Annotated in this window: 22 protein-coding genes; 7 read left to right on the plus strand and 15 right to left on the minus strand. The window is 55.0% G+C overall.

Annotated features, from left to right (window positions below):
* The first annotated feature begins 2 nt into the window (after positions 1 to 2).
* From BUC32_RS06775 to rsmA, 3 genes are read left to right on the plus strand one after another with little or no spacing between them, the layout of a single operon-like run.
* The gene (locus BUC32_RS06775) at positions 3 to 1,238 is read left to right on the plus strand and encodes a peptidylprolyl isomerase (protein WP_073250964.1); all 1,236 of its coding nucleotides are present in this window, start codon (positions 3 to 5) and stop codon (positions 1,236 to 1,238) included.
* Positions 1,235 to 2,212 carry a 4-hydroxythreonine-4-phosphate dehydrogenase PdxA gene (gene pdxA / locus BUC32_RS06780; protein ID WP_073250966.1) on the plus strand — a complete coding sequence of 326 codons (978 nt, stop codon included), beginning with the start codon at positions 1,235 to 1,237 and terminating at the stop codon, positions 2,210 to 2,212. Before BUC32_RS06775 ends, pdxA begins: the two co-directional genes overlap by 4 nt.
* Positions 2,213 to 2,234: 22 nt before the next feature.
* The gene (gene rsmA, locus BUC32_RS06785; RefSeq protein WP_073250968.1) at positions 2,235 to 3,077 is read left to right on the plus strand and encodes a 16S rRNA (adenine(1518)-N(6)/adenine(1519)-N(6))-dimethyltransferase RsmA; all 843 of its coding nucleotides are present in this window, start codon (positions 2,235 to 2,237) and stop codon (positions 3,075 to 3,077) included.
* A 49-nt stretch (positions 3,078 to 3,126) separates the two neighbouring features.
* On the opposite strand, the gene BUC32_RS06790 is transcribed toward rsmA, so the two are convergent.
* From BUC32_RS06790 to BUC32_RS06820, 6 genes are all read right to left on the minus strand, one after another.
* Positions 3,127 to 3,714 carry a DUF4167 domain-containing protein gene (locus BUC32_RS06790; RefSeq protein WP_073250970.1) on the minus strand — a complete coding sequence of 196 codons (588 nt, stop codon included), beginning with the start codon at positions 3,712 to 3,714 and terminating at the stop codon, positions 3,127 to 3,129.
* A 214-nt stretch (positions 3,715 to 3,928) separates the two neighbouring features.
* A complete protein-coding gene (gene prmC / locus BUC32_RS06795) occupies positions 3,929 to 4,768 on the minus strand; it encodes a peptide chain release factor N(5)-glutamine methyltransferase (RefSeq protein WP_073250972.1) in 840 nt (279 codons plus the stop codon).
* On the minus strand, positions 4,765 to 5,820 hold the full coding sequence (prfA, locus tag BUC32_RS06800; RefSeq protein ID WP_073250974.1) for a peptide chain release factor 1: 1,056 nt from the start codon (positions 5,818 to 5,820) through the stop codon (positions 4,765 to 4,767). Before prfA ends, prmC begins: the two co-directional genes overlap by 4 nt.
* A 304-nt stretch (positions 5,821 to 6,124) precedes the next feature.
* A complete protein-coding gene (locus BUC32_RS06810) occupies positions 6,125 to 6,529 on the minus strand; it encodes a DUF1499 domain-containing protein (protein ID WP_073250978.1) in 405 nt (134 codons plus the stop codon).
* A 197-nt stretch (positions 6,530 to 6,726) separates the two neighbouring features.
* A complete protein-coding gene (gene speB / locus BUC32_RS06815; RefSeq protein WP_073250980.1) occupies positions 6,727 to 7,692 on the minus strand; it encodes an agmatinase in 966 nt (321 codons plus the stop codon).
* Between the two features lie 150 nt (positions 7,693 to 7,842).
* Complete coding sequence (locus BUC32_RS06820; RefSeq protein WP_073250981.1) at positions 7,843 to 9,015, minus strand: M20 aminoacylase family protein; 1,173 nt, start codon at positions 9,013 to 9,015, stop codon at positions 7,843 to 7,845.
* A gap of 64 nt (positions 9,016 to 9,079) precedes the next feature.
* On the opposite strand from BUC32_RS06820, the gene mazG reads away from it, so the two are divergent.
* Complete coding sequence (mazG, locus tag BUC32_RS06825; protein ID WP_073251237.1) at positions 9,080 to 9,907, plus strand: nucleoside triphosphate pyrophosphohydrolase; 828 nt, start codon at positions 9,080 to 9,082, stop codon at positions 9,905 to 9,907.
* 84 nt (positions 9,908 to 9,991) lie between these two features.
* Positions 9,992 to 11,005, plus strand: coding sequence for a Fe(3+) ABC transporter substrate-binding protein (locus tag BUC32_RS06830; RefSeq protein ID WP_139280666.1), 1,014 nt, complete (start codon positions 9,992 to 9,994; stop codon positions 11,003 to 11,005).
* A 59-nt stretch (positions 11,006 to 11,064) separates the two neighbouring features.
* Here the strand turns inward: BUC32_RS06830 and BUC32_RS06835 are convergent, their stop codons facing one another.
* Entirely contained in the window at positions 11,065 to 11,901 is an 837-nt protein-coding gene (locus BUC32_RS06835; RefSeq protein WP_073250983.1) for a LysR family transcriptional regulator, read from the minus strand.
* Positions 11,902 to 11,999: 98 nt separating this feature from the next.
* Here BUC32_RS06835 and BUC32_RS06840 point away from each other — a divergent pair, with 98 nt between their 5' ends.
* Complete coding sequence (locus tag BUC32_RS06840) at positions 12,000 to 12,590, plus strand: HD domain-containing protein (RefSeq protein WP_073250985.1); 591 nt, start codon at positions 12,000 to 12,002, stop codon at positions 12,588 to 12,590.
* 2 nt (positions 12,591 to 12,592) lie between these two features.
* Here the strand turns inward: BUC32_RS06840 and BUC32_RS06845 are convergent, their stop codons facing one another.
* The 8 genes from BUC32_RS06845 to BUC32_RS06880 form a co-directional block, all read right to left on the minus strand.
* The gene (locus BUC32_RS06845) at positions 12,593 to 12,907 is read right to left on the minus strand and encodes a DnaJ family domain-containing protein (RefSeq protein WP_073250987.1); all 315 of its coding nucleotides are present in this window, start codon (positions 12,905 to 12,907) and stop codon (positions 12,593 to 12,595) included.
* 411 nt (positions 12,908 to 13,318) lie between these two features.
* Complete coding sequence (locus BUC32_RS06850) at positions 13,319 to 13,660, minus strand: RidA family protein (RefSeq protein WP_073250989.1); 342 nt, start codon at positions 13,658 to 13,660, stop codon at positions 13,319 to 13,321.
* A gap of 9 nt (positions 13,661 to 13,669) precedes the next feature.
* The gene (locus BUC32_RS06855) at positions 13,670 to 15,064 is read right to left on the minus strand and encodes an FAD/NAD(P)-dependent oxidoreductase (protein ID WP_073250991.1); all 1,395 of its coding nucleotides are present in this window, start codon (positions 15,062 to 15,064) and stop codon (positions 13,670 to 13,672) included.
* Positions 15,051 to 15,359, minus strand: a complete 309-nt coding sequence (locus BUC32_RS06860; RefSeq protein ID WP_073250993.1) for a (2Fe-2S)-binding protein — start codon at positions 15,357 to 15,359, stop codon at positions 15,051 to 15,053. The genes BUC32_RS06855 and BUC32_RS06860 overlap by 14 nt, the downstream gene beginning before the upstream one ends.
* Positions 15,334 to 16,434: an NAD(P)/FAD-dependent oxidoreductase gene (locus BUC32_RS06865; RefSeq protein WP_073250995.1), complete on the minus strand. Its 1,101-nt coding sequence runs from the start codon at positions 16,432 to 16,434 to the stop codon at positions 15,334 to 15,336. Before BUC32_RS06865 ends, BUC32_RS06860 begins: the two co-directional genes overlap by 26 nt.
* A 65-nt stretch (positions 16,435 to 16,499) precedes the next feature.
* A complete protein-coding gene (gene dctP / locus BUC32_RS06870) occupies positions 16,500 to 17,498 on the minus strand; it encodes a TRAP transporter substrate-binding protein DctP (protein WP_073250996.1) in 999 nt (332 codons plus the stop codon).
* Between the two features lie 39 nt (positions 17,499 to 17,537).
* A complete protein-coding gene (locus BUC32_RS06875) occupies positions 17,538 to 18,848 on the minus strand; it encodes a TRAP transporter large permease (protein ID WP_073250998.1) in 1,311 nt (436 codons plus the stop codon).
* Complete coding sequence (locus BUC32_RS06880) at positions 18,845 to 19,315, minus strand: TRAP transporter small permease (RefSeq protein ID WP_073251000.1); 471 nt, start codon at positions 19,313 to 19,315, stop codon at positions 18,845 to 18,847. Before BUC32_RS06880 ends, BUC32_RS06875 begins: the two co-directional genes overlap by 4 nt.
* Positions 19,316 to 19,428: 113 nt before the next feature.
* On the opposite strand from BUC32_RS06880, the gene BUC32_RS06885 reads away from it, so the two are divergent.
* Complete coding sequence (locus tag BUC32_RS06885) at positions 19,429 to 20,391, plus strand: LysR family transcriptional regulator (RefSeq protein WP_073251002.1); 963 nt, start codon at positions 19,429 to 19,431, stop codon at positions 20,389 to 20,391.
* The last annotated feature ends 153 nt before the right edge of the window (positions 20,392 to 20,544 follow it).

Raw genomic sequence — 20,544 nt, forward strand, 5'->3', positions numbered from 1 at the left:
TAATGATTGCGCACCGCTTCTTTTCACGTTTGATGGCGACAGTTGTTGTAGGATTGGGTCTGGTGGGATCACCGGCTTTTGCTCAAAGTGCCTTCTCTCCGGCTGTGTACGTTAACGACAAGGTTGTGACCTACTATGAAATCGAGCAGCGCGCCCTCTTGATGACGCTGATGAATGCGCCGGGCGACATTCGAAAACAGGCGCTCGAGGTTTTGATTAACGAACGCCTGCAACTCGGCGCTGCTCAGATCATGGGCATCCAACCCAGCGAAGAAGGTCTTCAGGCGGCGATTGTAGATTTCGCGGCCCGTGCCAATTTGAAACCGGAAGAACTCGTTGTTGCCTTGAAACGAGAAGGTGTTTCAGAAGAGGCATTGCGCGACTTCTTGTATGCGGGCATTTCCTGGCAGGGCGTTGTGCAAACACGTTTTGGAGGCAACGTTCAGATTTCTGAGGCCGAGATTGACCGAGCCATTGCTTCAAACACAGGCGTGGGCGGCATTAACGTATTGTTGTCTGAAATCGTTATTCCTGTGACGCCGCAAACTGTTGGTGAAGTCGAAGCTCTGGCCTATCAGTTGAGCCAGATCACAACGCAAGCTGATTTCGAAGCCGCTGCCAAAAAATACTCGCAGTCCGCCACCAAGGATGATGGTGGCCGCCTTGAGTGGCTGTCTATAACCAAATTGCCGCCACAGCTGCGGCCGCAGATCATGGCGCTTGGTCCCAACGACGTTACGGCTCCGGTGACATTGCCCAATGCGGTCGCCTTGTTTCAACTGCGCCGCAAAGCCGAAGCCGCAACCCGCACCCCCGCCTATTCAGCGATTGACTATGCGGTTCTGAGATTACCCGGTGGCCGTACTGAGGAAAACCTGCAAACGGCTGCCAAGATTAGCGGGCGCATCGACACTTGTGATGATCTATTTGGCGAGGCCCGCGCCTATCCCAAAGAATACATGGAACGCAGTTCAGTGGAGCCATCCAAAATTCCCCGGGATATCGGACTGGAGCTGGCAAAGCTTGACCGTAATGAGATTTCGACGGCTCTGAGCCGGAAAACGGAAGCAGGCCAGCCGCTGATGCTGATGGTTATGCTATGCGGCCGGACGGCCAAACTCGGCGAAGAGATTTCGCGTGAAGATATCGCTCTGTCCTTGAGGAATCAGCGGCTTCAATCCTTTGCGCGGGGGTATCTGGAAGAACTCCGGTCCGATGCAACGATTGTCATAAAATGACCCCCCTACCCATCGCTCTGAGTTGTGGTGAGCCTGCAGGCGTTGGTTTGGAGTTGGCAGAAAAGGCCTGGCAGGCGCTGCGTGATGAGCTGGCATTTTTTCTGATCGCAGATCCCTTCCATTTGCCGGGCGGCGTACCTGTGATCCTTCTTACGGATCCCGCCGAGGCCACGGCGGCCATGCCCAAAGGGCTCCCTGTTTTACCGATGGCGTTTGACGGCAATGCCGTACCGGGCGCGCCAGATTCCGACAATGCCAGCGCCATCATGGATGCGATTGCTTTGGGAACCTCTCTGGCGATGCAGGGTAAGGTCAGCGCATTATGCACTGCACCGATCCACAAAAAGGCGCTCAAAGATGGCGCCGGGTTTGGCTTTCCGGGGCACACTGAGTATCTGGCGCATCTTGCTGGCGTAGAAAACGTAGTGATGATGCTGGCCAGTGAACAGTTAAAGGTGGTGCCTGCCACGATCCACATTTCCTTGTCTGATGTGCCCAAGGTCCTGACGCCTCAATTGCTGAGGGATACTGTCCATATCACGGCACGAGGATTGCAAGATCAGTTTGGTATTGAAAACCCAAGGATCGCAATCGCCGGGTTGAACCCGCATGCCGGAGAAGGTGGTGCGATGGGGATGGAAGAGCTTGACTGGATCAATGAAACGATCACGCAGCTGATCCAGGAGGGCTATGATCTCATAGGTCCCCTGCCCGCCGATACGATGTTTCACACCGCTGCCCGCTCAAAATATGACGCGGCCATTGCGATGTATCACGATCAGGCCCTGATCCCCATCAAGACGTTGGATTTCGACAAGGGAGTGAATGTCACTCTTGGGTTGCCGTTTATTCGCACGTCGCCTGATCATGGCACCGCGTTCGATATTGCAGGCCAAGGTATCGCCAACCCCTCGAGCCTGGTTGAGGCATTGAAAATGGCAGCCCGTATGGCCAGATCAAAGGCCGGGGTTTGAGCATACTTATAAGAAAGAAGCTATGAGTACGATCGACGATCTTCCCCCATTGGCCAAGGTCATTGCAGACCACGGCCTGTCCGCGCGCAAATCTCTTGGACAAAACTTTTTGCTCGACCTGAACCTCACAGCCAAGATTGCCCGGCAGGCGGGTGATCTGTCCGAATGCGATGTGCTTGAGATTGGCCCCGGTCCCGGCGGGCTTACGCGGGGATTACTAAGCGAAGGTGCGCGCAAAGTTTTGGCGATTGAAAAAGATATCCGCTGCATGCCGGTGCTCGAGGAAATTGCGGCGGCCTACCCTGGACGTCTTGAAGCCATCAATGGCGATGCTCTCGAAGTGAACCCATTGGCGCATCTTACGCCTCCCATCCGGGTCGCGGCCAACCTGCCTTACAATGTCGGCACGGAATTGCTGGTGCGCTGGCTCACTCCAAAACAATGGCCGCCGTTCTGGCAAAGCCTGACCCTGATGTTTCAGCGTGAAGTGGCAGAACGGATTGTGGCCGCACCCGGTACAAAAAAATATGGGCGGTTGGCGATCCTGTCGCAATGGCGCGCCGAGGCCAGAATCGTCATGAACCTGCCCCCAGAAGCCTTTACGCCACCGCCCAAGGTCAACAGCGCCGTGGTGCATCTGACCGCCCTGCCCGAGCCCCGCTTTGAAGCAGATGCCAAGGTTCTGAGCCGCGTTGTGGCTTCGGCTTTTAATCAACGTCGCAAGATGCTGCGCGCGGCGCTCAAGGGGACAGCGCCTGATATCGAAGACCGTCTGTTGGCGGCAGGCATCAAGCCCACTGAGCGCGCTGAACAAGTGTCGCTGGAGCAATTCTGTGCTTTGGCGCGGGAAGTCGCCAAAGGCTGAAAACAAAAAACCCGGCACGTGGCCGGGTTTTCCTCAATTCTTTGAAATCTTACTCTGCCGCTTCGGGGTTATCCGGTTTTGGCTCTTCTACTTTGGGCGCATCCGGCTGTGGCTTTTTCACAGCTGGCTTGCGGCGCGGTCTGCGCTGTTTTGGCTTTTCTTCCGCTTTGGCCTCGGGTGTTTCTACCAGACCGTTGTCACCACTTGCTGCGGAATCAATCAAATCTGGTTGTGGCGCCTCGGCCGGATCAGTGGGAACAGCAGGCTGGGGGGGCTGATTGGCGGCTTCACGTTCCTGACGTTCCATACGTTCCTGGCGATCGCGATCCCGCTCGGCCTGACGTTCCCGGTTCAAACGTTCTTGCTCTTCGCGTTTGGCGTCTTGCTCGCGTTGAGCGACCGACAACAGGCGCATGTAGTGCTCAGCGTGTTGTTGAAAGTTCTCGGCAGCAACGCGATCATTGGCCAGCTGTGCATCACGTGCAAGCTGGTTGTATTTGTCAATGATCTGCTGTGGGGTGCCACGCACCTTGCCCTCGGGGCCCGAGCTGTCAAAGACGCGATTGACAATATTGCCCGAAGGGCGATTGTTATTGCGGTTGTTTTTATTCCGCGAACGGGATTTGGAAGATCTCATGTATCTGTGGTCCAGCCTTGATCCAGATAGGGTGTCGGAAAATCCGTTTCACGCCTCTTGCGCTCTTTGTCCCGGAGTATCGACTTTTGGGCTTGGCGTTCATTAGAGCCATTACGGCGTCACCGTCTGAACAACTCTTGAGTAAAACGCCTTTGCGCGCGGCACAAGGGGATTCGGCAAAGATGATGCAATTTGCCCCCTTTTTTGTGCATTCTTACGGTTTTGTGGCCTGAACCACGCGATCACGCTTATCCATATCGGGCAAAATCTGAACATTCGTTAATCCCGCACGCTCAAATATGGCTTTGACATCCGCGCCCTGTCGCCATCCGGTTTCTACCATAAGGTGGCCGCCCGACTTCAAATGCGCCAATGACTGAGCCGCAATATCCCGGTAAGGCCCCATCCCATCACCTCCCGGCGTCAGGGCCAAATGCGGGTCGTGATTGAACACTTCAGGTGACAACTGAGTCATTTCGGCATCTGAGATATACGGTGGGTTCGAAAGAATTAGGTCGAAACACCCCAAATCTTCATCCAGCCATTGATTGTTATTGTGAACCTGATGAAACCCAAGCCTGTTTTGTACATTCAATGTTTCAGCATTGGCCGCTGCCACCTCAAGCGCTGAAGGGCTGATGTCGGTCGCCACGGCTTGGGCTTTGGGCCATTCCTTCAATAGCGAGATCGCGATGATACCCGTGCCGGTCCCAAGGTCCGCAAAACGGTTGACTGGGCCAATCTCAAGCGCCGTAGAAATCAACGTTTCAGTTTCAGGGCGTGGGTCAAGTGTTTCAGGGGAAACCGTAAACTCATGACCCCAAAACAGGCGTTTGCCGAGAATCTTGGACACCGGTTCGCGGCTGATACGGCGCTGTACCAACCTCTCAACAAGGGTTGGATCGGCTAATTCCATGGCCCCTTCGAGCGTCACACGATCTGCCGGGATACCAGCCGCCATCGCCAGCAGCGCACGGGCATCACGTGCCGCGTTTTCAATCTCTGCAGCGCGTAGCTGTTCCGTCGCACGAACCAAAGCCTCGCGCAGGGTCATCCGTTCATCTCGGCCAGCATCCGGGCCTGATCGTCCGCAGTCAGCGCATCGACGATCTCGTCCAGATCTCCGCCCATCACCGCGTCCAGTTTATAAAGCGTAAGGTTGATGCGGTGATCCGTCATGCGCCCTTGCGGAAAATTATAGGTGCGAATGCGTTCGGAACGATCGCCCGACCCCACTTGCGAGCGCCGGTCTGCCGAGCGTTCATCATCCACACGTTGACGTTCCAAATCATAAAGCCGGGTTTTGAGAACCTGCATGGCAATCTCACGGTTGCGATGCTGAGACTTTTCAGAACTGACCACCATGATGCCCGTCGGTTCATGCACGATGCGCACGGCGGAGTCTGTGGTGTTGACATGCTGCCCACCTGATCCACTGGCACGCATGGTATCAATTCGCAAATCACCCGGGTCGATATGAATGTCGACGTCTTCTGCTTCGGGCAAAACGGCCACGGTGGCGGCAGAGGTATGAATACGCCCGCCGCTTTCGGTTTCAGGAACACGCTGTACCCGGTGCACACCGGATTCGTATTTCAACCGGGCAAAGACGTTTTGGCCCTTAACGTGCGCCACGACTTCCTTGATGCCCCCAAGTTCGGTGATCTGCTCTTCGATAATCTCGAACTTCCATCCGCGCGATTCTGAATAGCGCTGATACATGCGCAGCAAATCCCCAGCAAACAAGGCCGCTTCATCGCCGCCAGTGCCTGGGCGGATTTCCACCATTGCCGGGCGTTTGTCTGCTTCATCTTTCGGCAAAAGCGTCAGTTGCAAAGCTTGCTCGGCTAGGGGCAGCTTCTCTTTCAAGATCGGCAGCTCTTCTTCCGCCAGCTCCCGCATATCCGGATCATCCAACATCAACTCGGCTTCTTCGAGGTCGGCAAGAAGCTGGCGATAGGCGGTAATCTGTTCGACCACCGGTCTGAGATCGGAATATTCTTTGGCCAGCGCCGCGATATCGCCGCCCGCCGTGCCTTCAGCCATCTGCGCTTCGAGAAATTCAAACCGCTGGGTGATTTGTTCTAGTCGTTCTATTGGAACCATAAGGCTAAGTGGGACAATCCGCTGACTTGGTCAAGGGGCCGCTTTGCGGTATACTGCTCGTATGAAACATCTCACGCTACTTTTCGCCTTAGCAGCTACTCCGGCAGTCGCTGATTACAATATGAATGGCAAAATCATTGATTGCTATTGCACCGACACCCAAGGTGGCGAGGTCGACGTGGGTGAAACGATTTGCCTGCACGTTGATGGGCGTAGCTTTATGGCGCAATGTCAGATGTCTTTGAATGTACCTATCTGGCGTGAAGTCGCGCCTTCCTGCTTGTCATCAGGACTAACGCGCCCCTCAGTAGGCGGTCAAAGTCGCAATCCAGCGATCCACTCGGGCGGCGTTAACGCCAAAGTCTTTCCGTCCAAATCGTGATCGCGCATAGATCAGCAGATCCTCGCCGGATTGCATCATAGTTGTATAATCTGGATATCCCATCATCCGAGAGCGGCTGATGTAAGTGATCATGCCTTCCTCTAATGAGCCGGCAAATTGCTGTGTGCGTGGGTCTGAACCAATCAGTGCATCCATGCGACGCAGGCCGTCTTTGCCGACGACAACGCGTCGGGTCACCCCGTTTCCAAAGGTTTTGTCATCGGACACTTTTGGAACAACATGCCAGATATCTTCGTCGCTTGGCGCAAGACGCACATACGCTAAAAACGCCAATCCTGCAAAAGCTGCAATCCAAATCAAATACATAAAGGTATTCCTGTTCGCCATCAATTTCACAAATCACCCTGGCATTCCAATATTCAGACCAAGTGGTATGCGGACCCAAGGTTGATGTGCAATCTTATCCCGTACTTGTGCCCTGAACCTCGGTCGATTCAAAGGCCAAGCCCTAGCAATTTGGGGGTCCTGTCGTGTCAGAACCGTGGCATTTTGGTTAACCTGAATTAACCTTTTCGTCGGGTTGCGCCCCAAATGCTCAGCAATTCCGTGGCCACATGAGCCCCGGCAATGGCGGTCGCTCCTGTGGTATCGAACGGTGGCGACACCTCGACCATATCACCGCCAACCATGTTAACACCCGCCAGATCCCGCAGGATCATTGAGGCTTGCCCAGACGAAAGGCCGCCCCAAACCGGCGTCCCAGTGCCTGGCGCAAAGGCCGGGTCAAGGCAGTCAATGTCAAAGGTGACATAGGTCTGATGATCGCCAAGAATAGATTTGATTTTCTTCACGACGGCCGCTGGTCCGGTCTCGTGCACTTCACGGGCATCAATCGTCGGTACACCCAGATTGTCTTCGTTGGTGGTGCGAATGCCTACCTGCACCGAGCGAGTAGGATCAATCAGACCCATTTTCACAGCCTTATAGAACATTGTGCCGTGATCGATCCGGTCCATGTCATCATCTGCCCAGGTGTCGGAATGTGCATCAAACTGCAAGAGCGACAACGGGCCGTATTTCTCGGCGTAGGCCTTGAGGATCGGAAATGAAATGTAGTGGTCGCCACCAATGGTCAGGCTGGCGGCACCTGCATTCAGGATACCGCGGATGTGATTGGTCAGAGCATCTGGAAAGTCGCTGACTTTGGCATAGTCAAACGCCACATCACCGTAGTCCACGATGTTGAACTCTTCCAAAACGTTATAATCCCAGCCGTATGGCGCATCAAAAGCCTGCAAGGCCGAAGCTTCGCGCACCGCGCGTGGCCCCAGTCGCGTACCAGTGCGATTGGTCACAGCCTGATCAAAGGGCACGCCAGTGACGGCGATATCCACACCCGTCAGGTCCTTGGTGTAACGGCGGCGCAGGAACGAGGTAGCCCCACCAAAAGTGTTTTCAAAGCTGCAACCACGGTTGTTTTTCCGCGTAAACGCCTCGTCTACCTGATTTTTGGCTTCTTCCAGTGACATGTCCGCCTGTCCTTTTATCGGTGGGTCAATAATTTGATCAAAAACCTATCTGAACCATAAAAAAGGTCAAGCTTTCTGTGGTGTCACCCTCCGGTCAAATGATTTGAAGTCACCGGTAGGCGTATTTTGCAAAAAGTGAAGACAGGCAGTTTAAAGCGGTTGGGCTTTTTCAACCAGACGCGCAAAGAACGAAGCTCCAATCGGTGAAATCTCATCATTGAAATCGTAATTTGGGTTATGAACACCCGGTCCTTCGCCCTGCCCCAGAAAGAAATATGCGCCGGGTCGCGCATTCAGCATATAGGAAAAGTCTTCGGCGCCCATTTCCATACCTGTGTCGTCATCGACGGCGTCTTCGCCAGATATCTCTCGTGCAACGTCAGCAGCAAAGGCAACTTTTTCAGCGTTGTTAATGGTTGCGGGATACCCTTTTTCATAGCGCAATGTGGCCTCAACATCGTATGCAGCCGCCTGCCCGGTGACAATTTTCTCCATTCGGCGAATGATCATATCCTGCACATCAGTATCAAAAGTGCGCACCGTACCATTTAGATAGGCGGTGTCAGGGATCACATTATCTGTCGACCCTGTGTGGATCTGGGTCAACGACACCACACATTCATTGCGCGTGTCATGGTTTCGGCTGACAATGGTTTGCAATGCCTGACCAATCCCCAAAGCGGCGACAACCGGATCTACCGTGTCTTGCGGGTAGGCACCGTGCCCACCGCGCCCCTGGATATCGATGTGAAACTCGTCTACCGCCGCCATGAGTGGCCCAGGTGTAGAGTAAAAATGCCCGGTCTCAATCTCGGGAATATTGTGCAGTGCATAGACCTGATTGATGTCAAAGCGCTCCATTATGCCTTCTTCGACCATCACACCAGCACCACCGCCACCTTCTTCGGCGGGTTGAAAGATCAGCGCAACCTTGCCAGAAAAATTCCGGGTTTCCGCAAGATACTTTGCCGCCCCCAACAGCATTGTGGTGTGACCATCGTGACCACATGCATGCATCGCGCCATCCACAGTTGAGGCATAGTCGAGCCCGGTGGTCTCGGGCATCGGCAATCCATCCATGTCAGCGCGCAGACCGATAGTGCCGCCCTGCCCGATATTTTCACCGCGACCATTGATGATGGCCACAAGCCCGGTGGTGGCAATCCCTTCGTGAATCTCATCCACGCCAAACTCTTTCAACCGGTCCACCACAAAAGCCGCGGTCTCATGACAGGCAAACTCCAGTTCGGGGTTGGCATGTAAGTGGCGACGCCATGTTTTCATTTCATCGGCAAAGGCGGCAATACGGTTTACGACGGGCATGGGCTGGACTCCGGGTTCGCGTTCATCTGATATGCAGTTCAACACCGTCAAAGAAAGAACTGCAATGGCCGAAAACCCGCTGATCCTGAACCCGCATGGTGGCATGCCGCGTCTGTTGGAAATCATGCGGCGTCTGCGAGACCCGAAAACGGGCTGCCCATGGGACATCGAACAGGATTTTTCGACCATTGCACCCTATACGATTGAGGAAGCCTATGAGGTCGCGGATGCGATCGAACGCGAGGCTTGGGACGAGTTAAAAGGCGAATTGGGCGATTTGCTGTTTCAGTCGGTGTTTCATGCGCAAATGGCCAGCGAGGCTGGACTTTTCACCTTTGATGAGGTGGCCGACACCATGTCGGAAAAAATGCTGGCACGTCATCCGCATGTGTTTGGCGATGAGAACCGCGATAAATCTGCGGAACAGCAAACCAAAGACTGGGAAACTGTGAAGGCGGCTGAACGTGCGGGTAAGGATCAAAAAGGCACATTGGATGGCGTTGCCTTGGGGTTGCCGGCGCTTTTGCGAGCGGTAAAGTTGCAAAAACGCGCCGCACGTGTGGGGTTTGATTGGCCTGATATCTCGCAAGTGGTCGATAAAATTGTCGAAGAAGCCGGTGAGCTGGCCGAAGCGCGCGATACGATGACGCAGGTGGAAATCGAAGAAGAATTTGGCGATATGTTGTTTGTGATTGCCAACCTTGCGCGTCATCTGAACATCGAACCAGAAGCAGCCCTGCGCGCCACCAACGCCAAATTTGTAAGGCGGTTTGAAGGCGTTGAAGCAAAGTTGGCGGAATTGGGCAAAAAACCCGAGCACTCAGATTTGGAAGAAATGGATGCGCTTTGGGATGCTGTCAAAGCCGATGAAAAGGCGGTGAATAATACCTGAATATTTTATTCAGGTATTGACCCAAGTAAATCGCTCAGGTATTTCGCTGATCAACCAAAACAGCGAACCTGAAAGCACCCTCCAATGTTGGCTAATCTGAAATCCGCCCTCTTCACAATGACAGCCCTGTCCGTGGCTGCCCCCGTTCTGGCCGAAGAGGTTAATATCTATTCCTACCGTCAGCCTGAGTTGATCAAGCCTCTGACAGACGCCTTTACCGCCCAAACCGGGATCAAGGTGAATGTGGCCTATCTGAAGAAAGGCATGATCGAACGCATGCAGGCCGAAGGCAAACGCTCGCCCGCTGATCTGGTGTTTACAGTGGATATCTCCCGCCTGTCAGCTGTCGTGAGCCAAGGCCTCACCCAACCTACATCCAGCGATATCCTGAATGCCAACGTGCCTGCTGAATATCGTGATCCGGACGGTCACTGGTTCGGGTTGACCACGCGGGCGCGCATTATTTATGCGTCCAAGGATCGTGTCGCTGATGGTGAAATCACCACTTACGAAGGTTTTGCTGATCCAAAATGGAAGGGACGTATCTGTACGCGTTCCGGCACCCACGCCTATAACATTGCGCTGACTTCAGCGGTGATTGAGCATCACGGTGAAGAAGGTGCCAAAGCATGGCTCGAAGGCATCAAAGCCAACCTTGCCCGCAAACCGCAAGGCAACGATCGTGCGCAGGTCAAGGCGATTTGGGCAGGCGAATGCGACGTGGCCATCGGCAACACCTACTACATGGGTAAAATGCTGGCCGATGACGAGCAAAAAGAATGGGCCGACAGCGTCGACGTGGTTTTCCCAACCTTTGAAAACGCTGGAACACACGTGAATGTGTCGGGCGTGGCCATGGCGAAACATGCACCTAACCCAGAAGCAGCATTGAAAATGATGGAGTTCCTGACATCACCAGGCGCTCAGGAAGTCTATGCCAAGGCCAATTTTGAATACCCGATTGCACCCGGCACCGAAGCTGACCCCTTGGTTCAAAGCTGGGGCACTTTCACCGCAGATGACGTCAACCTGATGACATTGGCGGGCAACCGCCCAGCCGCCCTACGTATTACCGAGGAAGTGGATTTTGACGGTTAACGCCGCCAACAATCACGACTTAAAAGGAACGCTTTCGGGCGTTCCTTTTTTGTGGCGAATTAGGAACCCGGCAGCCGAGTAATCTCATGCAGACCCGGTAAAATCTGGCTCACCAAATCTCGGGACGGGCCCAATGGGTTGTGGGCTGCATATCGCGGAATGTCGAACCGCGCGGCACCAGCTACGCAGTGCAATCCGCCACTCAACCGCTCTGGCAAAAATGCAATACCCCCGCGCTTTTTCATGTAATGCAGCGCCATAAGCGCATTACCCAACAACAGATGCCCAGACCGGTCAGCAAGTTGTTCGCGCACAGCTGCGTCGTATTCCGGGCCAAGTTGAAGGTTCAGGAACAGTGGCAAATCCTCATCACTTAAGGAACAAGGCGACGTGGCCACCAGAACCATGGGCTCTGGCCTGAGGGGCTCAACCGCAAGCTTTTGACCAGCTGGCCGTTCAGCCGTTATCACCAGATCAACCACCCCATCGTGCAACATATCCAAAGCATTGCTTTCATGATCGAAATTCAACGACAGAGGCAATTTTCCCAATGATTCCTCTGCCCAAATTGTCAGATCAACCAACATCGAATCCCAGATCGACAACTGACAACCCAGCCGCAATGCAATTCGGTTGCTGTGCTGCCGCCCCAGACCTGCCCGCAATTGTTGCCATTGCGCCAACATCTGTTCTGCCTGTGGGCGAAGCTGCTGCCCCGCTTCGGACAGGCGCGTCCCTCCGGGCCCCCGCTCGAACAATGTGGCTTCCAAAGAGCGTTCCAATGTGCGCACACGTGAACTTATGGCCGCTTGAGTGACATTCAGCCGATCCGCAGCGCGGTGAAAGCTATGTGTCTCGGCCACGGCCAAAAAGGTTTGCAGCAGTTTCTCATCCATAGTGAGAACAAAACTCTATTGGATTGATAAAAACAATACGTTTTATCTATCGCAAAACCTTTGCTAGCGATGTCTTATCAGGACAGGAGACCCAAATCATGCTCGACAAATCGCAAAAACCCACCTGGATCAGATTTGACCAAACCACCGAGGCCGACTGGCAGGCGGTGATGGCCTATGAAGAACAGTTCAACGCCGACCTCGTGGATCGCATCATCGCCATGCTGAAATCATTGGACGAGGATTGGACCCCCTACCCGATCAACCGTTATCAGCATTGCCTGCAAGCCGCCACTCGCGCACATGAGGACGGAGCCGACGAAGAGATCGTCGTAGCGGCGCTGATCCACGATATCGGAGACATCCTGTCGCCTTACAACCACGGCGAACTGGCGGGCGCCATGGTGCGTCCCTACATGAGCGAAAAGGCGCGCTGGATTGTCGAACATCACTGCGTATTTCAGGGGTATTATTATAACCACTTGCTGGGCGGTGATCGCAACGCGCGCGACAAATACAAAGACAGCCCCTATTACGACGACGCGGTCTATTTCTGTCACAACTACGACCAGAACGCGTTTGACCCGGATTACCCAACCAAGCCGCTAGAGTTCTTTGAGCCCATGCTGCGCCGGGTGTTTTCAAAGTCCGGTGGTCATATGGAGCTGAATGAAACCGCTGCCGAATAGCCTCAGGCGTAACGGCGATAAGCTTCCAACTCCATCGACAGTCGCATTTGTAAGTCCGAGAGCAACCGCATCTCGGCCTTACGCTCTTCCGGGTCGGAAACACCCTTAAGACGGGCCTGGGCCACGATAATCTGCTGCTTTAGCGCAACGGCCGGTGGCTTGATTTTGGCCTCTGTCATAAGGCGCGTCACAACCGCATCTTTCGGCACGTTCACATTGGCCAACGGTTTGCCCATACCGGGAAGATCGGAAAAGTCACCGTTCTTTTCGGCACGGCTGAGAAACATGTCGATTATGGAGTTGAATGGATGTGTCATCAGGGGTCCTTTCTGCTCGGGCCTCTCTCCTTCTGCCTCAGATAGGTATCGGTTTGGTTTGCACAATGGACGCGCCAGTAAACCCCGCGTGATGCGTGGATTTCCGCCGAGACGTAAAAATGGTGGAGATAGAGAGTTCGTTCCGCAGACTAGCGTCAATGTCGGCTAAGAGGCCCACAGGAGAAGTGCCAAGTTTTTACTGCGCGCGCCCGTAGGATGAAAATCGCCGTAGATTCGAGATTATCCCCGCTTCCTTGAGGCGATCAGACCAGTCGTTCATGCGCCCAGAAAAGAGAATTAACACCAGAGCTTACAAGTCTTGGGATTTATCCAGTTTCAGCTGTTCTTTGCCTTACGTCGGTTTGTCCGGACCTAGTTACCAGTGAGGTTTGCTCCATTGAGAGACAAAACTCAGTCGCAGGCGGCGGTCACAATCACCTCGACCAGCAGGCTCGGGCGCGCCAGCTTGGCTTCTCCGCATGCGCGGGCTGGGGCGTGGCCTGCGGGTACCCATGCGTCCCAGACAGCATTCATTTCGGCGAAGTCCGCCATGTCTGACACCCAAACGATGGCTTGCAAAATGCGCGTCCGTGATGAACCTGCCTTTTCCAGCAAAGCATCCACACGAGACAAACAGTCCTTGGTTTGTTCGGCCACAGTGTCGCCTGATCCCACCTGCCCGCAAAGATACGCAACGCCGTTGTGTTTGACGATTTTGCTCATGCGTTGGCCGGTTTCCATTCTTTCAATCATATCAGGTTCCTATTCTGTTGCGTCCAGCGTGCTGTCATTCATGGCAGCAAGTTCGCCCAATGTGACGGGCTTGAGAGGTGGGCGGATGCGGTAGTACCCGGTCTCATCCGGGGTCTGGTCATTGGCTTGCGCGAGCAAAGCCGTGACGCTTAGCCCGCAATACCGCCCCTGACAAGGACCCATGCCAGCCCGACCAAAGGCTTTGGTCTGGTTCGGCCCGATGCACCCCAGCTTTGCAAAGCGGCGAATATCGCCAGCGGTGACTTCTTCGCAGCGACAGATCACAGTTTTATCTTCCGGCAGCAGCGCCTCGGTGCAGGGTGGATAAGCTGCATCAAGAAACGGTCGGGCGGCTTTTTCATAGGCCAGTTGGCGGTGCAGCATGGTGGCGCTTTGGTCGCGATCCGCTTGAGGCAAATGGCCTGTCTGACAAGCAATCTGAAGCGCGGCCAACCTGCCGGCAAATTCCGCCGCTTTTGCTCCGCCGATTCCGGCGCCATCACCCGCGATAAAAACCCCTTCAATGCCACTTTGAAACCAATCATCCGTCTGCGGAATGAAACAGTTTTGGGTGGTTTCCCATGTGTGCTTCACACCCATTGATCGGGCCGCTTGAGTATTGGGGACGACCCCATGATGCAGCATGACCGTATCGCAGGGTATGCGATGGGTGCAGCCCTTGCTGGTGAAGCATACCGCTCTTGCCTTATCAGTGCCCTCAATCGAGATTCCGGTTGCACCGGTATAGCGTGGGACGCGGGCACGGGTGATTTCCGCCAGCATACGCGCGCCCTTGACCAGATAGCGCCAGCCTCGCAGGGCGCCGCCCAAATGGCGTGCCGCATGAATCATGTTGCCACGGGTTTGGGTCTCGATCATTGCTGTCGGGGGCGTGCCCGCCCGCACCATCTGCGCTGCAATTAGGTAAAGAAGAGGGCCGGAGCCAACCAGAATTGCATGGCGCGCGACGACACCCGATTGTTTCAAAAGGATTTGCCCCGCGCCTGCGGTCATCACTCCCGGCAAAGTCCAACCAGGAAGTGGCATTGGGCGTTCCAACGCTCCGGTTGCCAACAAAATACGATCTGCATCGATCTGAGCACCACTCCCATCGCGGGTAAAGGAAATCCGAAATCCTTCTTCGATGGCCCAGACAACCGCACCGCATATATGGTCAATTGCATCCTGCAGCAGTCCGGCTGTCAAACTGGTGCCGTGGGTATACTCTGGACCCAGAATATCCCCTCGCAGGGGTGCCACCCGGTCGACATCCCGGTAAATCTGCCCGCCTGCACGGGGTTGTTCGTCCAGAATGCTAACACTCAGTCCCCGACCTGCAGCCTCGGACGCGGCAGCCATACCCGCAGGTCCCGCACCGATAATAACCAGATCACGACGCATCATTTTGAGCCTCCCGGCCATGTGCTCGGGTCACTTTCAACCCTTCCGTCACATCGATCATGCAAGCCTGCCGCGCGATGCCATCAACCTCGACCAGACATTCAAAACAGGCACCCATCATACAGAACGGCGCACGGGGAGCGCCCGAAACAGGGGTATGTCGAAACACCTCGACGCCGGCCGCCAAAAGAGAGGCCGCAAGGTTTGCGCCCACTGGCAGGCGCAACGTCGTGCCCTCAAACGACACGTCCACGCGCGGGGTGTCCTCCAGTTCAAGAAATGGTGAAGCGGTTTTCATTAAACACCTCCAGATCCAAGGTGGCATTAGTGCCTTCCAACCAATCCGGCAGAAGGCGCGCATGTGCAGCAGCAAGTGTAATGCCGCTGTGGCAGGTCACAAGAAATGCCCCCGCCATGTCAGGACTTTCCTGATAGATCGGCAATCCATCCGGCGACAAAATCCGCAATGCGCTCCAACTGCGCACAAGCTGCGCGCGGGCCAAGGCGGGATAGGCCGCGATCGCCTCGGCGGCGAGGCCGGACAGCCCCGGTTGGGTCACGCGGTCATCAAGACCGACCTCTTCGTTGGTGGCACCGATCTGAATGCCGCCTTCATCAACCTGACGGGCAATCAGCGACGGGCGGTTGATCAACTTGGGCAGCTTTTCGGTAATAAGGACCTGCCCGCGTTGGGGTCGAATGGGGGCTTTGAACCCCATGGCCGGGCCAAGCGTGGCGGCACCAAGACCCGCAGACAGCACCACTTTGTTTGATGTAACGGTTGTGCCATCGGCGCAAGTGACCCGAAAGGCGTCCGGCTTGCTGACTTCGGTCACTGTTTTGCCGGTCAACACGCGTGCGCCCATCCGGCGCACATCTGCCGCCAGCGCGGTCAGCAGTTTCAATGGGTTCGCGTGACCGTCCTGATGATGCAGGATCGCGCCGACAACCTTGGGGCCGATATGCGGCTCTTCCTTGTGCAGCGCGTTATGCCCCAGCACGTCATAGGGGTAATTTCCGCCCAGTTTGGCTTTGAGTACCTCATACTGCGCAACAGTCGCTTCAAGTGTTTCTTCCGAAAAATGCAGATCGTATCCGCCGCGTTGTTCGAGCGGGACAGTGTGTCCGGTGTTCTCGCCCAGCTCATGTGTAAAATCAGCCCAAATCGCAGCAGATTGCTGTGACCAACTGGCGTAGCGAGGTTGATTCATGCCTTTGGATTGCACCCAGACCAGACCAAAGTTGCCCCTGCTGGCGCGAAAGGATCCGTCGTCACCGTCCAGCACAGTCACCGTCAATCCGCGTTGGAGTAACCCCCAGGCAACTGAAAGGCCGACAATGCCTCCTCCGATGATTGTATAGTCGGTGTCCATGGCCGCTTTCCGATGGAGAGAAATAGGACGTCAGGGCGACACGCGTCGCCCCGACGGTTTTTAGCTTAGTTTCCGGCGGCGGCAACTTTGTCGAGGATCGCCTGCCCCCATTCGACACCAACGTCTTCCAGAACAGCGGGCCAGACATCGGCACGGACTTTGGCAGCCATGGCGGCCAGATCGTCGGCACTCAGTTCGGCCACGGTTGCGCCCAGCTCATCGACAAGGCGCTGCTCGTTCTTGCCCTGATCCGCTTCGGCAACTTCCCAACGGGTTGCCTCGAACGCGGCGGCTTGTTCTTTCAGGGCGGCCTGATCTTCGTCGGACAGCTCTGCAAGGCTCTCGTTCGAGATGATCATGTACCAGACCTCAAAGTGGGTATTGGCCGGGATGTAGGTTTTGGTCACGTCGCGGAATGAGGCATAATAGCCTTCAGCGCCAGATCCGATCACCCCATCCACAACACCGGTTTGAACGGCGGTGAAAGCTTCCGAGAATGGGATCGGGGCCGGGATGTATCCCAGTGCTTCACCGGTCAGCTGAAAGCTTTTGATGCCCGGCACACGCACTTTGATGCCATTTGGTTCAACCGACCCTGGATTTGGGTTGGCAACGTTCAGCGCGACACCACCGAAATAAACCGGATAAGCGGCCAGCATTGTGATGTCTTGTTCCGCGTAAAGACCGGTCATGACATCGCGCACAGCACCGCCGGGGCCATAAACCGCGCGGGCCTGATCCCAGTTGCCGGCAAGGTAAGGAAATGAGCTGATCTGCATGCGGCGGTCAGCGGCGGCTGCGGCTGGCTGGGTTGCCATGTCGATGGCGCCAACGCTGATGCGTTCCTGCACAGTTGTATAATCCCCCAAGGCCGAGGCCGGGAACAGGTTGACGGTCACATCGCCGCCGGTGGCTTCCGAGAGGGCAGCAGAAAAGGCGCGCAGCTCGACGTCGATCGTGGCATCCTGGGGACGCACGTGGCTCATCTTAAGGTTTTGGGCCTGCGCATAAGAGCCAAGCGCCATCAGTGCGGCAACAGCCGTGGTTAGAAGTCCGTGTTTCATAGGTATTTCCTCCGAGTTGGTATCATTTGAAAGGGTTGTTTAGGGCGCTACGTCGTATCCAAAGAAGCGTGGCAAAAAGAGTGACAAATCTGGCCAAAGCGAGGTCAGGAAAACCACGGGCACATAGCCGAACAAGATGAGTTTCATGGCGGGTGGGATGACCTTGGTCACCTTCACATTGCCGATGCGTGCACCAAGATACAGGATCGAGGCGTAAGGTGGGGTCACGCCACCCATCGCGGTGTTGACACCCATGATCGCAGCGAACTGCACGGGGCTGACACCAATCGCATTCATCAGGGGCAGCAACAGCGGGGCAATCAGGATAATCGCGGTCACATCGTTGACGACCATGCCGACAAGGAACAGCATTATGTTGATCATGATCAGCAACAGCACCTTGTTTTCGGTGATCGAAAAGATCCCCTGCACCAGCTGCTGTGGGATGCTTTCATAGACAAACATCTGGCTCAGGATCATCGAGAACAGGATCATCATCATGATCGCGCCCACGGCGGTGGCCGCTTCCTTGCCCGCCGAGAAGAAGTTTTCCCAACGCAGGCCTTTGTAGATCAGGAAGCCAACCGGAACCGCGTAAATTACTGCGACCGCGGCGGCTTCGGTCGGGGTCATCACCCCGCCATAAATGCCCCCAAGGATGATCACCGGCATCAAGAGCGCGGGGAACGCATGAAAGCCGCGCCGGGCCACTTCGCCAGAGAGTTCCGAGAACGAGGGTTTTTCATCCAAAATCAGGTCGAATTTGCGCGACATAACAATGTTGATCACGGAAAATGACGTCATGATCAGCAGGCCCGGCCCCAGCGTGGCCAGGAAACACGCGAGGATAGACGTGTCCGTGACCCATCCATAGACAATCATCGTGACTGACGGTGGGATCAAAAGGCCCAGGATCGAAGAGTTGGCGATCAGCGCCGTGGCGTATTCACGGGGATAACCCCGTTTTTCCATCTCGGGAATCAAAAGCGGGCCGATGGCTGCGATACCTGTCAGACCAGAGCCGGAAATCGCCCCGATAACAGCGCAGGACACCGCTGCCACAACACCCAGTCCACCCCGAACATGGCCGATAAAAGCGTTCACAAACCGCAACAGAGATGCGGCAATCCCGCTTTCGGACATGATCGTGCCAGCCAGTACAAAGAGGGGAATGGCCAGCAAGACCGGATTTCCAAGTTGTTGGAAGCCCCAGAGCATCATGCCTTTCATGGTCACATCGCCCATGAAATACATCACCATAAGGGCAGACCCGAAACAGTAGGGCAACGGCACGCCAAGAGTCAGTGTGATGACCAACAGGGCGATAGCGATCAGTGCAATCTCGATCATGCTGGCTCTCCTTGGCGCAGGCTTTTGACGTGGCGCACAAGGTGCCAAGCGGTGTAAATCATCATCAGGGTCATGCCGATGACCAACGCGATGTCTGCATAGAAGGTGGGAATGTAGAGTGTCGGGCTCTCACGCCAGACCCGCCAGGCATAGCGGGTGTAGTCCCATGCCCAGGACAGCAGCCACAATCCAACGATCAGGCTGATAACTTCTCCGATGATGGCCAGAATCGTATGGCCCCGGTCGGTTTTGACAAATATCTCCAGCACATTGGCGCGGATATGTGTGTTTTCACGCGAGGCATTGACGGACCCAAGGATGTATAACCAGACCGTTGGGTAGGCCATGGTCTCTTCCAGCCCCATCACAGGCACCTGCAAAACATAGCGCGTGATGACCTGAACAAATTGCCCCATCGCGACTGAACAAATCAGTGCTGTCAGCAAATATTTCGAAAACTTGTCCATGTATCCCCCGTGCCCAAATGACAATCCACATAGGCTTTGGGTCATTTCACTGGACAAGCGACATTAAATCAATTTTAAAATATATCTAACTCCATAACTTGAGTTTATACATTGTGAATCTCACACTTCGCCAACTTGAAACCTTTCGAGAGGTCATGCGCTCTGGCTCAATCAGCCAGGCGGCGCGAGCTGTCGGGCGCACACAGCCCGCTGTGTCGACCATGATCCAAACGCTCGAAGATCAAATTGGCTTTGCCTTGTTCCTGCGCAAACACGGAAAACTGACTCCGACACCGGAGGCACAGTTCTTTCTGGAAGAATGCGAGGATATTCTGGGGCGACTGGAACGCACCGAACGCACACTCGAGCGGATCAGCTCGCTGCAATCCGGCAAGCTCAAAATTGCCTGTCACCCTGCTGCTTCAAGTATCTTTATTCCGCGGCTTCTGACACAGTTTTTAAAAGGCCGCGACGACCTTGAAGTATCCCTGATCATGCGCTCTTCGGACGTGATTGAGGACATGATTGCGTCTCAGCAATATGATCTGGGATTTTCTGAAACGCCCAGTCCGCGCGCATCGATCCAGCAATCCGATTACAATATGGAATGCGTATGTGTTCTGCCCGCAGACGATCCGTTGACCGCAAAATCGGTTGTCACGCCAGTTGATCTCGCTGGACGCCCGATGGCTGTTTTGTTTGATGAGCACAGTACAGCTATTCAGACCGAGGCTGCCTTTCGCGCTACTGGAACCAGGTTTACCAAACGGTTTGAATTGCGGACCTTTTTGCCCGGCCTGCAATTTGTTTCCGCAGGCGCATGTGTGATGGTCTGTGACATGATCACGGTTTACAGCCACATTCTAAACGCGCCAAAAAGCACCGGACTTGCCTTTCGCCGGTTTGCGCCAAGTGTGTCCAGCAGCGTTTCGATCCTGACCCCGGGCTATGCGACCCAATCCATGGCTGGCCAAGCATTCATCTCAGACCTCAAGAGCGCCGTAAAAGGTGTGCAGGATGAGATCGAATACGCTTTGGATTCGCCGTGGGCGGAAGTTGAACTGCAAATAATGTAATGGTTGGTCATGGCTTGCATAGAAATCCACGATAGTCGCTCTGCCCAAACAAGGAAGTTGCAAAGGGCAATGTTCGCCCGCTCATATTGCTTTTCAAAGACAACATTCGCGACGGCAGCTTGATAGAGCGTTTCAACGTGGTATTGAATGACC

Source organism: Shimia gijangensis (assembly GCF_900142085.1).
In the GTDB taxonomy this organism is placed as follows: Bacteria; Pseudomonadota; Alphaproteobacteria; order Rhodobacterales; family Rhodobacteraceae; genus Shimia; species Shimia gijangensis.

Coding starts and splice junctions, on each gene's coding strand:
- BUC32_RS06810 (WP_073250978.1), bottom strand. CDS start 6,529: ATGTATTTGATTTGGATTGCAGCTTTTGCAGGATTGGCGTTTTTAGCG.
- dctP (WP_073250996.1), bottom strand. CDS start 17,498: ATGAAACACGGACTTCTAACCACGGCTGTTGCCGCACTGATGGCGCTT.
- BUC32_RS06790 (WP_073250970.1), bottom strand. CDS start 3,714: ATGAGATCTTCCAAATCCCGTTCGCGGAATAAAAACAACCGCAATAAC.
- BUC32_RS06865 (WP_073250995.1), bottom strand. CDS start 16,434: ATGGACACCGACTATACAATCATCGGAGGAGGCATTGTCGGCCTTTCA.
- prfA (WP_073250974.1), bottom strand. CDS start 5,820: ATGGTTCCAATAGAACGACTAGAACAAATCACCCAGCGGTTTGAATTT.
- BUC32_RS06880 (WP_073251000.1), bottom strand. CDS start 19,315: ATGGACAAGTTTTCGAAATATTTGCTGACAGCACTGATTTGTTCAGTC.
- BUC32_RS06830 (WP_139280666.1), top strand. CDS start 9,992: ATGTTGGCTAATCTGAAATCCGCCCTCTTCACAATGACAGCCCTGTCC.
- BUC32_RS06775 (WP_073250964.1), top strand. CDS start 3: ATGATTGCGCACCGCTTCTTTTCACGTTTGATGGCGACAGTTGTTGTA.
- BUC32_RS06820 (WP_073250981.1), bottom strand. CDS start 9,015: ATGCCCGTCGTAAACCGTATTGCCGCCTTTGCCGATGAAATGAAAACA.
- pdxA (WP_073250966.1), top strand. CDS start 1,235: ATGACCCCCCTACCCATCGCTCTGAGTTGTGGTGAGCCTGCAGGCGTT.
- prmC (WP_073250972.1), bottom strand. CDS start 4,768: ATGACCCTGCGCGAGGCTTTGGTTCGTGCGACGGAACAGCTACGCGCT.
- BUC32_RS06860 (WP_073250993.1), bottom strand. CDS start 15,359: ATGAAAACCGCTTCACCATTTCTTGAACTGGAGGACACCCCGCGCGTG.
- rsmA (WP_073250968.1), top strand. CDS start 2,235: ATGAGTACGATCGACGATCTTCCCCCATTGGCCAAGGTCATTGCAGAC.
- BUC32_RS06875 (WP_073250998.1), bottom strand. CDS start 18,848: ATGATCGAGATTGCACTGATCGCTATCGCCCTGTTGGTCATCACACTG.
- BUC32_RS06835 (WP_073250983.1), bottom strand. CDS start 11,901: ATGGATGAGAAACTGCTGCAAACCTTTTTGGCCGTGGCCGAGACACAT.
- BUC32_RS06855 (WP_073250991.1), bottom strand. CDS start 15,064: ATGATGCGTCGTGATCTGGTTATTATCGGTGCGGGACCTGCGGGTATG.
- BUC32_RS06845 (WP_073250987.1), bottom strand. CDS start 12,907: ATGACACATCCATTCAACTCCATAATCGACATGTTTCTCAGCCGTGCC.
- mazG (WP_073251237.1), top strand. CDS start 9,080: ATGGCCGAAAACCCGCTGATCCTGAACCCGCATGGTGGCATGCCGCGT.
- BUC32_RS06840 (WP_073250985.1), top strand. CDS start 12,000: ATGCTCGACAAATCGCAAAAACCCACCTGGATCAGATTTGACCAAACC.
- BUC32_RS06850 (WP_073250989.1), bottom strand. CDS start 13,660: ATGATTGAAAGAATGGAAACCGGCCAACGCATGAGCAAAATCGTCAAA.
- speB (WP_073250980.1), bottom strand. CDS start 7,692: ATGTCACTGGAAGAAGCCAAAAATCAGGTAGACGAGGCGTTTACGCGG.